The organism is Marinifilum sp. RC60d5 (genome assembly GCF_052400665.1).
Classification (GTDB): Bacteria; Bacteroidota; Bacteroidia; order Bacteroidales; family Marinifilaceae; genus JBQTGK01.
In genome coordinates this window covers 353,877-368,658 of the sequence record NZ_JBQTGK010000004.1, presented here as the reverse complement: position 1 = coordinate 368,658, position 14,782 = coordinate 353,877, and the positions used below count along the sequence as shown (strand labels likewise).

The following is a 14,782-nucleotide window of genomic DNA, read 5'->3' as shown; positions in this document are numbered from 1 at the left end:
TTTATAAATTTATATATCATGAAAGATTTTAATCGTTCAATAATAGTTCTTTTTGGTTGTTTGTTTATTAGTTTAAACCTGAATGCTCAGGTCAATTCTCAAACTCAAATAATATTCAATAAATATTGCGACAAATTAAATCCTCATATTCTTTCAAAAGAATTTAATCTTAAGGGCGAATATTATTTAGATAATTCGTTTGAAGAAGGACTGGTTAAGTTTACAAATTCCGATACTCCATCGAAAACCAGACTTAGATATTTTGTTTTTAATCAAGAGTTTCAATTAATTCTAAACGAAGACACTCTAGCATTAAATAAATCTGATAAAATTGAATATATAAAAATTAAAGATTCTAAATTTATTTACACAAATTCTCATTTAAAGAACAGTAAATCTTACTACGAAATATTAGCAGAAGGGAAGATTTCGCTTTTAAAATTTTATCAGTGCAAACTCATAAAAGGAAAAGAAAATGTATCTAGTTTCGAAGAAAAAATTCCTGATCATTACATCATTCAATCAAAACTATTTTATAAAACAGATAAACAAATAGTTTCTAAAATTCCGACTATTAAAACACTTACTAAAGAAATTTTTAAAGATAAAAACAAAGAATTATCAAATTTTATAAAGACAAATAAATTAAAACATAAAAAAGAATCTGATCTGATTAAGATATTTAATTACTACAATTCAATTAAGTAAACAATCTAAACAGATAGCTGTTAAGCATGTGGCAACAATTTATTAAATGGCTGGAAAATGTTCAAATTCCCTGTAGTTTTCAAAAATACTTTGGAATTGAATGCCCTGGCTGTGGTTTTCAATCTGCCCTAATTGCTCTGCTAAAAGGGAACATTTATGAATCGATACAACTATACCCTGCTCTGCTTCCAATTCTGAGTTTTATAATACTATTACTTTTACACGTTAAGTTCAGGTTTTCATGGGGATCAGTTACCCTAAAAATACTTTCACTAATTTCGTTCTTATTAATTATTGGCAACTACTTTTATAAGATAGTATTATAAATTACCACTTTAAAAATTAGTGAAAAACTACTATCAATTAGTACACCAATTAAGATTCTTTTTCATTCTTTAGATTAGAATTAAAATAGTTAAGGTTGTTCGATAACAATTTTTATCTTTGCACAAATATTAAATGAAACTCCCCGGTAATAACTTTTAAAATAAAGTTTGATTGGGGATTTTTTGAATCAGACTATGAACTTAAATCAGAGAATAAAAAGCTTTAGTGAATTAGGTGATTTTTTATCTCAGTTTTGCTCAGAAAATGAGACAAACTCAAATCATCGTTTAAATTCAGTATTTTACGATGATTTTAAAGCACTTACATCACGAGTGTCTAATGAAAATTTATGGTTTACCCCATTTCATGTTCATGCATCGATAAATGGAATCTGTACTTTTTTAAGCAAGGAAAAGCTAGAAAAATGGCTTTCTAAATACCCAGTTTCCAATGAAAATACTGAACTTAAAGTTGCTGTAATAATGGCCGGAAATATTCCAATGGTTGGATTTCATGACATGCTATCGGTATTAATTTCGGGACATCATTTTATTGGTAAATTATCTTCAAAAGACAATCAGCTTTTAGATTTTATTTCTAAAATTTTAATAGAAATAAATCCAGAATTTAAGGCGTTAATCTCATTTCAATCAGACAGATTAAGTGGCGAAAACAAATTCGATGCTATTATTGCCACAGGAAGCAATAATTCGGCACGATATTTCGAAGCATATTTTGGTAAATATCAGCATATCATCCGTAAGAATAGAACATCAGTTGCTGTACTTAGCGGAAATGAAAGCAAAGAAGACTTAATCGCACTTGGAAAAGATATTTTTCTATACTTTGGATTAGGCTGTAGAAATGTTTCAAAATTATACGTTCCAACTAGCTACGATTTTACGAAACTTCTTGACTGCTGGAAAGACTATGCCTACGTTGGCAATCATAGTAAATATGCCAACAATTACGATTACCAAAGGTCTCTTCTGTTAATGAATAAAATTGAACATTTCGATAATGGATTTTTACTTCTAAGCGAAAATCAATCCATAGCCTCGCCAATTGGACTTGTGAACTATGAATTTTATTCCGAAATTAAGAGTCTGAACGAATCATTAAAATCAAATTCGGATCTTATACAATGTATTGTGAGCAATAAATTAGATGCTTCAATTCCCTTTGGGAAAGCACAAGAACCCGAATTATGGGACTATGCCGACAATGTTGATACAATTGCGTTTTTATCAAATTTAAAATCAAAATAACAAGATGATATATAAATTTAGAATCACCTCTTCGGAAGTGGAAGGATTTGTGAGAGAAATAGAGATCAATCATGAACAAACTTATTTAGAGTTTCATAATGCCATTCAGGAAGCTATAGAATATGACAATTCGCAAATGGCATCTTTTTATCAGGTTGGAGCTACTGGCGAACGCGGGTTAGAAATTGCTCTTTTCGAAATGAATACTGAAGATGACGATAATATGAACGTTGTTCCTATGGATGTAGCAATGATTCGTGAATTTGTATCTTCAGAAAAGCCTGATCTTATTTATGTTTTTGACTTTTTCTCTGATAGATATTTTACGATTGAATTAATAGAAAAAGGAATTGCTAAATCAAGAACTAAATATCCAAAATGTATTGTTTCGAAAGGTGATGCACCTGAGCAAATTAAAATGGATGCTGAGAATTTTGAAGGATTAGACCTAAATATTGATGGACTTGACACAGCTCCTAAAAAAGAAAAAACTGCCGATGATTACCTAGCTGAGTTTGATGATGATTTAAATGATGGTCCTGAGTTTGAAAGTCTGGATGATTATGAAGATATTCTTTAAGCAATAAATAAGTAGTAATTCAAAATGAGTAATATCTTTGTGAATAATCGCAACGATATTACTCATTTTTATAAAAATAAATACATTAATTTTCACAAGCCTGCTATGTCGAAAACCCTAATTGTTATTCTTGGTCCTACAGGAGTTGGTAAAACTGATTTAAGTATCAATATAGCCAATCACTTTAAAACCGAAATCTCATCATCCGATAGCCGACAGGTATATCGGGAATTGAGTATTGGAACTGCAGTACCCGAAAAAGAACAGTTAGAAACAGTAAAGCATCATTTTATCCATAGCCATTCTATTCACGACTATTTTAGCTCCTGGGAATGCGAACAACAAACCATCGAATTACTTTCCAAACTCTATAAAGAAAAGAACGAAGTTCTGTTAGTTGGCGGAAGCATGATGTATATCGATGCTATTTGTAATGGTATTGATGATATTCCTACAATTGACCCAAAGCTACGAAAAGAAGTAATGGAACAATATAAAAATCAAGGCTTAGAATACATGCAAATGCAATTGAAACAACTCGATCCTGATTTTTACAATCAAGTTGATTTAAAAAATGCAAAACGCGTAATTCATGCTGTGGAAATTTGCTTGATGACAGGAAAACCTTATTCTGAACTAAGGACGAATTCGAAAAAACACCGAGATTTTAACATCGTTAAAATTGGATTGAATCGCGACAGAGCCGAATTATATGATAGAATAAATCGAAGAGTTGACCTCATGATAGAAGAAGGCTTGATTGAGGAAGCCAAATCCGTTTTTAAATACAGACATTATAACTCCTTAAACACGGTTGGATACAAAGAATTATTTGAATATTTCGAAGGTAACATCAGCTTAGAAGAAGCTATTGAATTAATTAAGCGTAACTCGAGGCGGTATGCCAAACGCCAATTATCATGGTTTCGCAGAGACGAAGAAATTAATTGGTTTCACCCTAATCAGGAACAAGAGATTATCAAATACTTAGAACAACAAATTTAATTTCGCTTATCTTTTCTATCCTATTTTCCAAATCAATAGGTTTGTTATTAATTTGTTGTGCTTGCAAAACTATATTTTAGGCTTATTTATCCTAGTATTTAGGTTTCGGATAAATGTGTTGGGTTTATTTAGGGAAGTAATTCGGTTGTTTATAGAAGTAATTCGGTTATTTATAAAAACGTTTAGGTTACAAACCCTAACACATCTTAAAATAACCGAACTGCAGTAATTACGAACCTAAAAATTGAGGTTCCCCAACCTAAAAATTAGGGTTCGGAACCTAAAAATATCAATACGGAACCTCAACGGATATATAAAAAACCTAAATGGAGAAATTAATTCTAATAAAACCCTTTGCCAAACACACCAAACTCATCTTTACCCAAAACCTTGTGTTTCCAAACGGCATCCATAAAACCGATTCCATAGGCGAAGAGCTGCACAAAACTTGCAGCCAGAGATTTTATGGCAATGGTCAACGATTTGCTTTTGCTTAAGGCATCGGCAAACACAAGAAATGCATAAACAAGAACTGGAAATGCGAATATTCTATGCATGCTTAAGCCTAACAATAAAGCTCCAATGGTTCCTACTACAAACAGTGATGGAAACAAGAAAAATATTTTAAATGTTTCCGGATAATGTTTTGATATGATATAGCGAGTTTTTCCGAATCCGAAAACCTGTTTGTAGAATTTTTTAAATGATACTCTTCTTTTGTGAAAAACATAAGCCTCACTAATCAAACGGGTTTCAAATCCACGCTTAATAACCTCAATGGCGAAAACCATATCTTCGCCAGGATGCATGGTAGTAACAGGAAATCCTCCGGTATTTTCATAAACCGCTTTCGAAAAACCAAGATTAAAACTTCGGGGATGAAATTTATGAACCTGCTTCTTTCCTCCACGAATTCCTCCAGTAGTAAAAAAAGAAGTCATGGCATAAGAAACAGCTTTCTGAAAATCAGAAAAATCATCCATAGCCCCATCAGGTCCACCATAACAATCTACAAAATTGTTTGATAATTCCTGATAAATGGTTTCCATATAATGAGGAGGAAGAATACAATCGGAATCGAAAAAGAGGTAATAGTTACCTTTTGCACGAGCCAAACCAAAATTGCGACCAATACTGGGCCCCTGATTTTCTTTATAATAATAGGAAATAGAAATTTTATCGCGATAGCCGTTACACACTTCTTCACTTTTTATGGAAGAACCATCCTCAACAACAACCAATTCAAAATCTTTATTCGTCTGCTCCGATAAACTATCCAACAATTCTTTCATTTCATCGGGCCTATTATAAACCGGAACAATAACGGATAGTTTAATTTCCTCTTTCATGCCTATTATTTTTGATTGAAATAAAATATTTCATCCATTGGTAATCGATATTTTTCAGCTAAATCTGTATCGAGCTCTTGAGCATATTTTCTCGCTACAACATTAAATCCAACTGCAGATAAACGATCACCATAATCTAATCCGTACAAACGAACATGATCTTTCTGTCTGTATAATTTTTCTCGCTCCTTAGGATCAGTAACATTAGGATCTTCCATTGTATTAGGGTTATCCGTATCCATAGGAACTTGCAAAATTGCAAAACCATTTGGTTTTAACACCCGATAAATCTCATTCATGGCTTTGGCATCATCGGTAACATGCTCCATCACATGATTACAAATTACCACATCATAAGTTTCCTCTGCAAAAGGTATTTCCTGAACATCGAAATGCACATCAGCAATAGGAGATTCGAGATCGGCAGTTGTGTAATCGAGATTGGCAAGAGCCTTAAATCTTTTATAGAAACATTGCTCTGGAGCAATGTGTAAAACCTTTAAGTTCTTGCTAAAAAAATCGGTTTCCTTGTTAAAGTATAGCCACATCAAACGATGCCTTTCCAGAGACAAACATTTTGGACATAAACAGTTGTCACGTCCGGTAGCTTTTGTATATCCGTAAGGAAGAAACTTTCTAAAGTGACCGCCACATACCGGACATTCCACTTTATTTCCAACTAAGAAGATTGCAACTACACGATTAATAAGTAAGCTCATTCGAATTAAAACCGGACGAGGAAATATTTGCAATAAAATTCTGATAATACGTTTGATCATTTTATTCTCAACAATTATCAGCAAAATAGAGTCAGCAATTGCTTTACTTATTCACGCAATTACTCTCCCGATAAGTATCGGGACTCACATTCACTGTTGATTAAATTTCTTTTTCGATTTGATAGGTATTTCGCTCCGAAGAAGTTCTACTTACCAACTCAGCTACAAATCCGGTAAGGAAAAGTTGAGTTCCAATGATCATGGTGGCCAGCGCAATAAAAAAATATGGGCTATCAGTTACTAAAGGTGGCATATCGCCTTTACTCATGCTGTAAATTTTCTGGAATCCTATCCACGCTGAAGCAAAGAAACCAATCAAAAACATTAAAGTTCCTAACAGGCCAAAGAAATGCATGGGTTTTTTACCAAATTTACTGATAAAGGTAATTGATAATAAATCAAGAAAACCATTGATAAATCGACTTAATCCAAATTTAGTAACACCATATTTTCGTTCCTGATGTTGCACTACCTTTTCGGTGATTTTAGTAAAACCAGCCTCTTTTGCCAAAATAGGAATGTAGCGGTGCATTTCGCCATAAACTTCGACGCTTTTTACTACCTTATTTCTATACGCCTTTAAACCACAATTAAAATCGTGTAATTTAATACCCGACATGGCTCTAGCTGTTCTATTAAAGAATTTACTGGGTATGGTTTTAGAAATAGGATCATAACGTTTTTGCTTCCATCCCGAAACCAAATCAAAACCTTCTTCTTTCACCATTCTATACAGCTCAGGGATCTCATCAGGAGAATCCTGAAGATCGGCATCCATGGTAATTACAACATCACCTTTAACAATTTCGAAACCGCTAAAAAGAGCTGCTGATTTTCCATAATTTCTTCTAAACTTAATTCCTTTTAGCTCAGAAAATTTATTCTTCAAATCTTCTATTACCTGCCAAGAAGTATCATTACTACCATCATCAACCAATACAACTTCATAGCTAAACTGATTCGACTTCATAACTCTATCAATCCAGGCAAGTAATTCTGGAAGCGATTCTTCCTCATTAAATAATGGAACAACAACTGAAATATCCATATATAATATTATTGATTATTCGAAGCGTTAAATTTATCAATAGAACTCTTATTAAACAAGTTTCTATTGGAGCGAAAGAAAAAAGATACAATCAAGGAAAAAAATACTCCGGCCGAAGCCTTGCCAAACCATTGTCCGAAAGCAAAAATACCAGGTGTAATTTTTCTATAAACCGACATTAAAAGGTCTACCTGATCATCCTCATATCCTACTTCTACTAATCCTTTTTCGGTAAAGTTGATCGCATCCTGAATGATAGCAGAATCAAAATAGCTAGTTAAAACATATATAAATAATGCATAATAAGTAGATGCAATTCCTATGGTAATAATACCACAAATTAAGGCCCGGCCATAACTTATAACACCAGATAATGCTTCGTCGCGATATTTTTTAACACTAAAGAATATCCCAAGAACAATCAAAAATCTGTTTATAAAAAGTAAGGTTGGATGAAAATTTATTGATATCCCTTTAAAATAAAAAGTAAGTGCAGCTAAAATTAAAACTCCTCCAACAAGAGATCCAAATAAAAATGTATGTTTCAATATAGGTTTCTTATCCATCATCAATTTCAAATATTTTAATAATCGAGCACAAAGATATCCGTTTTTATGGGAATGAGTACCTAAAAAAAACTTAATTATTGCAGTCAGAAAGGCAAGCTCTCACAATGGAATCAGTAATTGTAAAAAAAAATATTTTTTTTTTGGAAAATTATTGATCTGAAAATAAATCTCTTGACCATACATGGAGCTGAATTCTTCTAATAAGTTTCATATTTTATTTGCAGGGAAACAACTTTTTTCTACTTTTGTCGTCGGGTAAGCACTACGCGACCAGCTCCTACTGAACTCCCCCAGGGTCGGAAGGCAGCAAGGGTAAGTAGTTGTAGCGGTGCGACGTTGTTGCTTACCCACTTTTTTATGCCTTTTAGGTAATAAAAAATGCCGATGTAGCTCAGCTGGCTAGAGCAGCTGATTTGTAATCAGCAGGTCGTGGGTTCGAGTCCCTCCACCGGCTCCAAAGGTAATGAATCGTCGATTATGATTTGTAATCAGTCTCGTAATTTCGAGATAAGTTGAAATCTATTCACCGGCTCATTAAAAACAAAAAAGAAAGTTTAACGACTTTCTTTCGTTCTTTAAAATATTTAACAAAGTAGCAATTGCCGATGTAGCTCAGCTGGCTAGAGCAGCTGATTTGTAATCAGCAGGTCGTGGGTTCGAGTCCCCCCACCGGCTCTAAAGCTAATGAATTGATGTAAGATATTCGAATAAACAAATCAAAAAAGATTTGTAATCATTTCCGTAAATTCGGAATAAATTCAAGTTTCTCCATCACTCATTAAATTTAGAATCTCGTTATGAAGTTTGCAATTTACTCCTAATTTTTGGAATAAATTCAAGTTTACACCGATTCATAATCATATTGTTACTTTGCCGTTGTAGCTCAGGGGTAGAGCGCTTCCTTGGTAAGGAAGAGGTCATGAGTTCAAATCTCATCAATGGCTCAATTATTCGCCGATGTAGCTCAGCTGGCTAGAGCAGCTGATTTGTAATCAGCAGGTCGTGGGTTCGAGTCCCTCCATCGGCTCTTTTTTTTATTCCCACCAACTTTATTTTCGAATCAATCTGATACGAATTTATTTTCGCGTCTTTATTATTTTTTTAATCATAAGTTTAAAACGTAATAATCTCTTTGTTCTTGATAAGAATTTAGTGTATTTTCGTTTTCTTCTTAAAAACAAACTAAAAATCGTAAAATGAAGTTTTTTATTGACACAGCTAATCTTGATCAGATTAAAGAAGCCCAGGATTTAGGAGTTCTTGACGGCGTTACAACAAACCCATCTCTTATGGCTAAGGAGGGAATTAAAGGTGAAGCAAACATCAAGCAACACTATGTTGACATTTGCGATATAGTTGACGGAGATGTAAGTGCTGAAGTTATTGCAACCGACTTTGAAGGAATGATTTCTGAAGGAGAAGAGCTTGCTGCACTTCACTCTCAAATTGTTGTTAAAGTTCCATGTACTAAAAATGGTATTAAAGCAGTAAAATATCTAAGCTCTAAAGGCATTAGAACTAACTGTACTCTTATTTTTTCGGTAGGACAAGCTCTTTTAGCAGCAAAAGCAGGTGCAACCTATGTTTCTCCATTTGTCGGAAGACTTGATGATATCTCAACCGATGGAATTGAACTAATTCGTCAGATTGCAGACATGAACAGCTACTATGGATTCGAAACCCAGGTTTTAGCTGCTTCTATTCGCCACACTATGCACATAATACAATGTGTTGAAGTTGGTGCCGATGTTGCAACTTGCCCTCTAAGTGCAATTACCGGACTGTTAAAACACCCTTTAACAGATAAAGGATTAGAACAATTTTTAGCTGATTACAACAAATTAAACGGATAGAAATTAATCGTTTACATTATAAAAAGGGATGCTTCGGCATTCCTTTTTGTGTTTGCCTATCTTGTTAAATGCAATTATATAGCATCCACATAAAATAAATATCAAATTTAAAGACTACAGTACTAAAGAAACCTCTATCTTTATTTCCCGAAATAACCCATAAGCAATTCGATATGATCTTAAAATTATATTCTGACAATCCTAACCACAGGGAATTTCGGAAAATTGTAGATGTTCTGAAAAATGGAGGCCTTGTTATTTATCCAACCGACACTGTTTATGCATTAGGATGTGATATTACCAATAATAAAGCCATACAAAAAATTGCACGCCTTAAAGGCATATCTGCTGACAAAGGTAACTTTTCATTAATTTGCAATAACCTCAGTAATTTATCCGAATATGCAAAAGTTGACAATTCATGTTTTAAAGTAATGAAAAAGAATTTACCCGGAGCATTCACATTTATTCTTCATGCGAGTAATAATGTTCCTAAGTTATTCAAAAGTAAAAAGAAAACTGTAGGTATTCGTATTCCCGATCATTACATTCCTCTTAGAATTGTTGAAGAATTAGGCAACCCTATTATGACAACATCGATTCACGATCCTGATGAAGTTATTGAATACACCACAGATCCTGAATTAATTTATGAAAAATACAACAAAGATGTTGATCTTATTATAGATGGAGGATTTGGAAACAACACCGCCTCAACTGTAATTGATTGTACCAATGGAGAGTTTGAAATTGTAAGAACTGGTATTGGAGAATTAATTTTTTAAAAACTTATCTATAAAAAATGCCAACAAGAAAAACTTGTTGGCATTTTTTATGCGTAAAATCGTATTATTATGCTACAATAACCGATGAACGTAATAAGCTAACTCGCAAAGCAATATGACCTGTAGGAGTATTACCAATAAATTCTGGGCTATAACCAGCATTCTCTAACTCCGACTTCATCATTCTAATTAATTCAGGATTCGCATTCTTAAAATGATGAGTTGCCACCATATTTCCTTTATTAAAACGCTTCTCAATTTTTTTAATAACTTTTCCTGCTTCTTTCTTATACTTAGCCATCTCCTTTTCGATAAGATCTGAGTATTCTATTATATTTTTCATGGATGATATTTAAATAATTGTGATAATAAAAAACATTACAAATTTAATGATTACTAAACAAAACTATTTACGGAGCAATTATTAAAATGTTATAATTCTTCCATAAATTATATGTTTTTTTAGATTAAAATATATTTTTCATACTTAAACAACCGAATATAATCATAAAATAAAAATAGGAAAACTCCATTCCATTTCTTCATATTCAGCAACTAATATGATCAACCCGAAATAATTTTAGTTTAAAGTTTAAACATTTAAGCAAAAAATTTGTTTAAAGTATATATCAAAACATTAAACGTTATTATTTACTCAGGTAGACCATACTCAGACGGAAAACATATTCCAAATATCTGAAATCAATTTTGACAATGATGTGACTGCTATAACCAGCTGAACATCTTTTTAAAGTTCGTCAATCGTGACAATTAGCTTAAAAAAAAAGGGAATAACTATGTGGTATCTCAAATTAGTTGATAAAGGAATTATTCCAGAGTCTTTAATAAGACTAAAGATTAAATGCTTACTAAAACAACGCTTACAAAAGGAGAGAGAACAATTCAACATACACGAGCTAGTTGAAGAGTTAAAGGAAAGCCCTATTGCGATTAAAACTAGTGAGGCCAATGTACAGCATTATGAATTACCAGTTGCCTTTTTTAATAAAGTTCTTGGACAGCATGTAAAATACTCCTGTGCCTATTGGTCGGATAACGAAACCTGCTTAAACAATGCAGAGAAATGCATGCTCGACAAAACCATTGAGCGAGCAGATATTAAAGATGGCCAAGACATATTGGAATTAGGCTGTGGCTGGGGGTCTTTAAGCTTGTATCTAGCTAAAAAATACCCCAATGCCAACATTATTGCAGTTTCAAATTCCAATTCGCAGCGTGAATATATTCAATCGAAAGCTCATCTTATGGGCTATCGCAATTTAAGTATTATAACGGCTGATATGAATGATTTTTCGATAAACAAAAAATTTGACAGAATTGTTTCTGTCGAAATGTTTGAACACATGAGAAATTACCAGGAACTTTTTTTACGAATTAATAATTTGTTAAAACAAACAGGAAAACTCTTTTTACATGTGTTCTCACACAAATACTTAAGCTACAAGTTTGAAATTAAGGATTCCAGCGACTGGATGTCGAAATATTTTTTCACTGGAGGAATTATGCCTGGTGAAGACTTGTTTAGCCACTTTCAAGATCATCTTTACATCGAAAAAAAATGGCATTTTAATGGCTTGCATTATCAAAAAACTGCAAGAGCCTGGTTACATAATATGGATAAATCTAAGGTCGAAATTATGTCCATATTTGAAAAAACTTATGGAAACAATCAAGCAAAACGATGGTGGATTTACTGGCGCATTTTCTTTATGTCCTGTGCAGAATTATGGGGATATCGAAATGGAAATGAATGGAGTGTTAGTCACTATCTATTCAAGAAACAAAACAGTAATTAAACGAATAAATATTAAAAAATGAAAAAAATCTTATTCATATTCACACTAATAGCAATGTACGGCTTTTGCTACGGAACCGAAAATCGTATTTATGAAGGCATTGCAATGGATAAACATTCATTGGAATTCATTTACAAAGAAGTTCATCATGAAATATTCTGGAAAGGAAAACATGTAGAAACACTCACCTATTTTATTGGTAAAAATGGAAATGAATTTGCTCACCGAGAATTAAATTTTCGTTCATCATTTCAAAAACCAGAATATCTCTTAACCGACAAAAGAAGCGGACTACTCGAAGAGGTAATTCATTTGGGATCCAATCAATTTAATATTCGCTATCGCAAAAACATCGATTCAAAACTTAAAGAAAGCAATATTTATGTACCCAAACCTGCGGTTGTTGACGGAGGATTTAACTATTACATTAAAAATAATTGGGATAAACTCCTAGACGATAAAAAGTTAGTATTTAATTATCTGTCAGTAGCTTTTCAGGATTATTTTACTTTCAGAATATACAAGGCTGATAAACAAACTAATGACCCTAACATTATGCTACTCAAAATGGAATGTAAACAACTTTTCCTTAGGCTTATGGTGAAACCAATTTTCGTATACTATAATCTTGAAACCAGACGCATTGTAAAATACGACGGAATTTCAAACATTCGAGATCTTAATGGAATTAGCTATAAAGCTCTTCTTAACTATCCAGAAATTGGACCATAAAAAGGGTAGTAAATATGCTATATTCAAAATTAATTATCAGTGACTTATGAATAATTATGCAATTATAGGAGGTTCGACAGGTATAGGTAAAGAACTTGTTCATTTGCTTGTAAAATCCGGACATAGAGTATTTGCCACATCAAAAGGAACAATTGAAGACCTAAGCAGAACTTTGGCAACTGGCCTATTAAACAGCAACAATAAAAAAGAAACCAAGGCTAATTGTCATCCTCTTAAAAAAAAATGATATTGTCGAAATGGCTGCATTTCTCCTATCTAAGAAAGCGTCTTGGAAAACAGGACAAATTATATCTGCTAATGGAGATATGTCGAGAATTAAACTTTAAAACTTAAGCTTATGTTTGGATTATTTAAAAAGAAATCGGAGATAGAACTACTACAAAAACAATACAGGAGCCTACTTAAGGAACACTTCGATTTATCGAAAATTAACCGCTCTGCAAGTGATGCTAAATATGTTCAAGCACAACAAATATTAGAAAAAATAGAAACTCTTAAAAATAAATAACATGGCCTTTTATCAATTTTACCGCGAACAAAAAATTAATGCCAGCATTAATGAAGTTTGGGATTTTATCTCTTCTCCAAAAAATTTGAAAGAAATTACACCCGATTATATGGGCTTTGATATTACATCCTGCCATTTGCCCGAAAAAATGTATCCGGGAATGATAATTAGTTATAAAGTGAGTCCGTTATTAGGTATTAAAACAACCTGGGTAAGCGAAATTACGCAAGTACGCGATCGCTCTTATTTTGTAGACGAGCAACGTCTTGGTCCCTACTCCATTTGGCATCATCAACACATTATCGAACCTATATCTAATGGTGTTCTTATGAAAGATATTGTTTCTTACCAACCTCCATTAGGATTTCTTGGCGCAATTGCCAACAAACTTATCATCCAGAATAAACTACATGAGATATTTGAATATAGAAAGAAAGTACTGACACTTAAATTTCCAGAATGAAAAAAATAAGGCCAACTATGCCTGTTAAAACCACTGTCGTTTTCGAAAAAGAAGTACTCCAAAAATAGACAAAATCAAGGATACTATAATAATTAGTGGCATGGCCATACTTGAATTTTCAAATGAATTGGGCACATTCATACCAAATATACTTGCTATTAAAGTGGGAATCATTAAAATAATAGATATCAACGTAAGTTGTTTCATTACCAAATTAAGATTATTCGAAATAACAGAAGCAAATGCATCCATCATTCCACTTTGTATATCCGAATAGATCTTCCCCATTTCCAATGCCTGTTTATTTTCAATAATAGCATCTTCCAACAAATCTTCATTAATTTCGTTGTTAATACGTTTTGAATTTCGGATTTTGGCAAGTACAATTTCATTTGCCTTAATAGACGTAATAAAAAATACCATGCACTTTTCGAGTTTCAGCAATTGATTCAACTCTCTATTTTTAATTGATTTCTCAAGATCCTGCTCAATCAAATTTGTCATTTGATTGATATGCTTTAAATATTTCATATACAAATTCCCAGAACGCAAAAACAGCTGCAAAATAAAATTAGTAGCATCATTTACCGAATGCATCGGATCTTTATAAACGCAAGCTTGGTCAACAGGTAAAACCTGATTGTCACACATGCATAAACTTAAAGTAAAGTTATTAGTTAAGTAAATCCCCAAAGGTACAGTTTGATAAGGCACTCCATTATTTGTTGTACGAATTGGAATACGCATAATTACAAGTGACCAATCATCATCGTATTCAACACGAGGTCTCTCATCGGCATCCAGAATATCGCTAATTGTATCATTAGGTAATTGAAACTGCTCAGTTAAGCACTCAATTTCATTTTGGGTAGGTTCTACTACATGTATCCAGCATCCAGGCTGTACACTCTTAATTTCGGTGCATCCACCAAAAGTCTTAAAAATTGTAATCATCCGTTTTTCTTCTTGC

Annotated in this window: 17 protein-coding genes, 4 tRNA genes, 1 other RNA gene and 1 pseudogene; 17 read left to right on the top strand and 6 right to left on the bottom strand. The window is 32.8% G+C overall.

Features of this window, described 5'->3' with window-relative positions:
* Positions 1-18 precede the first annotated feature (18 nt).
* From ACT3CE_RS11615 to miaA, 5 genes are all read left to right on the top strand, one after another.
* Complete coding sequence (locus tag ACT3CE_RS11615; RefSeq protein ID WP_444709941.1) at positions 19-708, top strand: hypothetical protein; 690 nt, start codon at positions 19-21, stop codon at positions 706-708.
* Positions 709-734: 26 nt separating this feature from the next.
* On the top strand, positions 735-1,034 hold the full coding sequence (locus ACT3CE_RS11610) for a DUF2752 domain-containing protein (RefSeq protein ID WP_444709940.1): 300 nt from the start codon (positions 735-737) through the stop codon (positions 1,032-1,034).
* A 195-nt stretch (positions 1,035-1,229) separates the two neighbouring features.
* On the top strand, positions 1,230-2,303 hold the full coding sequence (locus tag ACT3CE_RS11605; protein ID WP_444709939.1) for an acyl-CoA reductase: 1,074 nt from the start codon (positions 1,230-1,232) through the stop codon (positions 2,301-2,303).
* A 4-nt stretch (positions 2,304-2,307) separates the two neighbouring features.
* A complete protein-coding gene (locus ACT3CE_RS11600; RefSeq protein ID WP_444709938.1) occupies positions 2,308-2,883 on the top strand; it encodes an IS1096 element passenger TnpR family protein in 576 nt (191 codons plus the stop codon).
* 24 nt (positions 2,884-2,907) lie between these two features.
* Complete coding sequence (gene miaA, locus ACT3CE_RS11595) at positions 2,908-3,888, top strand: tRNA (adenosine(37)-N6)-dimethylallyltransferase MiaA (RefSeq protein WP_444709937.1); 981 nt, start codon at positions 2,908-2,910, stop codon at positions 3,886-3,888.
* Positions 3,889-4,460: 572 nt separating this feature from the next.
* Here the strand turns inward: miaA and ACT3CE_RS11590 are convergent.
* From ACT3CE_RS11590 to ACT3CE_RS11575, 4 genes and pseudogenes are all read right to left on the bottom strand, one after another.
* A pseudogene (locus ACT3CE_RS11590) lies at positions 4,461-5,237 on the bottom strand (glycosyltransferase); the annotation flags it as partial.
* 5 nt (positions 5,238-5,242) lie between these two features.
* Entirely contained in the window at positions 5,243-6,016 is a 774-nt protein-coding gene (locus ACT3CE_RS11585) for a class I SAM-dependent methyltransferase (RefSeq protein ID WP_444709936.1), read from the bottom strand.
* A 100-nt stretch (positions 6,017-6,116) separates the two neighbouring features.
* Positions 6,117-7,064 (bottom strand): glycosyltransferase family 2 protein, encoded by a 948-nt coding sequence (locus tag ACT3CE_RS11580; RefSeq protein ID WP_444709935.1) that lies wholly within the window; start codon positions 7,062-7,064, stop codon positions 6,117-6,119.
* 8 nt (positions 7,065-7,072) lie between these two features.
* A complete protein-coding gene (locus ACT3CE_RS11575; protein WP_444709934.1) occupies positions 7,073-7,633 on the bottom strand; it encodes a DUF4199 domain-containing protein in 561 nt (186 codons plus the stop codon).
* Positions 7,634-7,886: 253 nt separating this feature from the next.
* Here ACT3CE_RS11575 and ffs point away from each other — a divergent pair.
* The 7 genes from ffs to ACT3CE_RS11540 all read left to right on the top strand — a co-directional run bounded on the left by ffs (position 7,887) and on the right by ACT3CE_RS11540 (position 10,271).
* Positions 7,887-7,985, top strand: an RNA gene (gene ffs, locus ACT3CE_RS11570) — signal recognition particle sRNA small type.
* A gap of 28 nt (positions 7,986-8,013) precedes the next feature.
* Positions 8,014-8,090, top strand: a tRNA-Thr gene (locus ACT3CE_RS11565).
* 144 nt (positions 8,091-8,234) lie between these two features.
* A tRNA-Thr gene (locus tag ACT3CE_RS11560) sits at positions 8,235-8,308 on the top strand.
* 197 nt (positions 8,309-8,505) lie between these two features.
* A tRNA-Thr gene (locus tag ACT3CE_RS11555) sits at positions 8,506-8,577 on the top strand.
* A 9-nt stretch (positions 8,578-8,586) separates the two neighbouring features.
* Positions 8,587-8,660, top strand: a tRNA-Thr gene (locus ACT3CE_RS11550).
* A gap of 169 nt (positions 8,661-8,829) precedes the next feature.
* Positions 8,830-9,486: a fructose-6-phosphate aldolase gene (fsa, locus tag ACT3CE_RS11545; protein ID WP_444709933.1), complete on the top strand. Its 657-nt coding sequence runs from the start codon at positions 8,830-8,832 to the stop codon at positions 9,484-9,486.
* Positions 9,487-9,659: 173 nt separating this feature from the next.
* Complete coding sequence (locus ACT3CE_RS11540; protein ID WP_444709932.1) at positions 9,660-10,271, top strand: L-threonylcarbamoyladenylate synthase; 612 nt, start codon at positions 9,660-9,662, stop codon at positions 10,269-10,271.
* A gap of 67 nt (positions 10,272-10,338) precedes the next feature.
* Here the strand turns inward: ACT3CE_RS11540 and ACT3CE_RS11535 are convergent, their stop codons facing one another.
* A complete protein-coding gene (locus ACT3CE_RS11535; protein ID WP_444709931.1) occupies positions 10,339-10,614 on the bottom strand; it encodes a hypothetical protein in 276 nt (91 codons plus the stop codon).
* Between the two features lie 454 nt (positions 10,615-11,068).
* On the opposite strand from ACT3CE_RS11535, the gene ACT3CE_RS11530 reads away from it, so the two are divergent.
* From ACT3CE_RS11530 to ACT3CE_RS11510, 5 genes are all read left to right on the top strand, one after another.
* Positions 11,069-12,088: an SAM-dependent methyltransferase gene (locus tag ACT3CE_RS11530; RefSeq protein WP_444709930.1), complete on the top strand. Its 1,020-nt coding sequence runs from the start codon at positions 11,069-11,071 to the stop codon at positions 12,086-12,088.
* A gap of 18 nt (positions 12,089-12,106) precedes the next feature.
* Positions 12,107-12,820 (top strand): hypothetical protein, encoded by a 714-nt coding sequence (locus tag ACT3CE_RS11525; RefSeq protein ID WP_444709929.1) that lies wholly within the window; start codon positions 12,107-12,109, stop codon positions 12,818-12,820.
* Positions 12,821-12,866: 46 nt separating this feature from the next.
* Complete coding sequence (locus tag ACT3CE_RS11520) at positions 12,867-13,067, top strand: hypothetical protein (protein ID WP_444709928.1); 201 nt, start codon at positions 12,867-12,869, stop codon at positions 13,065-13,067.
* A 111-nt stretch (positions 13,068-13,178) separates the two neighbouring features.
* Entirely contained in the window at positions 13,179-13,349 is a 171-nt protein-coding gene (locus tag ACT3CE_RS11515; protein WP_444709927.1) for a Lacal_2735 family protein, read from the top strand.
* Between the two features lies 1 nt (position 13,350).
* The gene (locus ACT3CE_RS11510) at positions 13,351-13,812 is read left to right on the top strand and encodes an SRPBCC family protein (protein ID WP_444709926.1); all 462 of its coding nucleotides are present in this window, start codon (positions 13,351-13,353) and stop codon (positions 13,810-13,812) included.
* 24 nt (positions 13,813-13,836) lie between these two features.
* Here ACT3CE_RS11510 and ACT3CE_RS11505 read toward each other — a convergent pair whose 3' ends face one another.
* Positions 13,837-14,766, bottom strand: a complete 930-nt coding sequence (locus tag ACT3CE_RS11505) for a magnesium transporter CorA family protein (protein ID WP_444709925.1) — start codon at positions 14,764-14,766, stop codon at positions 13,837-13,839.
* Positions 14,767-14,782: the final 16 nt, after the last annotated feature.

Bases quoted from the DNA above. Each gene is read 5' to 3' on its own strand.
- ACT3CE_RS11615 (WP_444709941.1), top strand. From the start codon at position 19: ATGAAAGATTTTAATCGTTCAATAATAGTTCTTTTTGGTTGTTTGTTT.
- ACT3CE_RS11610 (WP_444709940.1), top strand. From the start codon at position 735: ATGTGGCAACAATTTATTAAATGGCTGGAAAATGTTCAAATTCCCTGT.
- ACT3CE_RS11605 (WP_444709939.1), top strand. From the start codon at position 1,230: ATGAACTTAAATCAGAGAATAAAAAGCTTTAGTGAATTAGGTGATTTT.
- ACT3CE_RS11600 (WP_444709938.1), top strand. From the start codon at position 2,308: ATGATATATAAATTTAGAATCACCTCTTCGGAAGTGGAAGGATTTGTG.
- miaA (WP_444709937.1), top strand. From the start codon at position 2,908: ATGAGTAATATCTTTGTGAATAATCGCAACGATATTACTCATTTTTAT.
- ACT3CE_RS11585 (WP_444709936.1), bottom strand. From the start codon at position 6,016: ATGATCAAACGTATTATCAGAATTTTATTGCAAATATTTCCTCGTCCG.
- ACT3CE_RS11580 (WP_444709935.1), bottom strand. From the start codon at position 7,064: ATGGATATTTCAGTTGTTGTTCCATTATTTAATGAGGAAGAATCGCTT.
- ACT3CE_RS11575 (WP_444709934.1), bottom strand. From the start codon at position 7,633: ATGATGGATAAGAAACCTATATTGAAACATACATTTTTATTTGGATCT.
- fsa (WP_444709933.1), top strand. From the start codon at position 8,830: ATGAAGTTTTTTATTGACACAGCTAATCTTGATCAGATTAAAGAAGCC.
- ACT3CE_RS11540 (WP_444709932.1), top strand. From the start codon at position 9,660: ATGATCTTAAAATTATATTCTGACAATCCTAACCACAGGGAATTTCGG.
- ACT3CE_RS11535 (WP_444709931.1), bottom strand. From the start codon at position 10,614: ATGAAAAATATAATAGAATACTCAGATCTTATCGAAAAGGAGATGGCT.
- ACT3CE_RS11530 (WP_444709930.1), top strand. From the start codon at position 11,069: ATGTGGTATCTCAAATTAGTTGATAAAGGAATTATTCCAGAGTCTTTA.
- ACT3CE_RS11525 (WP_444709929.1), top strand. From the start codon at position 12,107: ATGAAAAAAATCTTATTCATATTCACACTAATAGCAATGTACGGCTTT.
- ACT3CE_RS11520 (WP_444709928.1), top strand. From the start codon at position 12,867: ATGAATAATTATGCAATTATAGGAGGTTCGACAGGTATAGGTAAAGAA.
- ACT3CE_RS11515 (WP_444709927.1), top strand. From the start codon at position 13,179: ATGTTTGGATTATTTAAAAAGAAATCGGAGATAGAACTACTACAAAAA.
- ACT3CE_RS11510 (WP_444709926.1), top strand. From the start codon at position 13,351: ATGGCCTTTTATCAATTTTACCGCGAACAAAAAATTAATGCCAGCATT.
- ACT3CE_RS11505 (WP_444709925.1), bottom strand. From the start codon at position 14,766: ATGATTACAATTTTTAAGACTTTTGGTGGATGCACCGAAATTAAGAGT.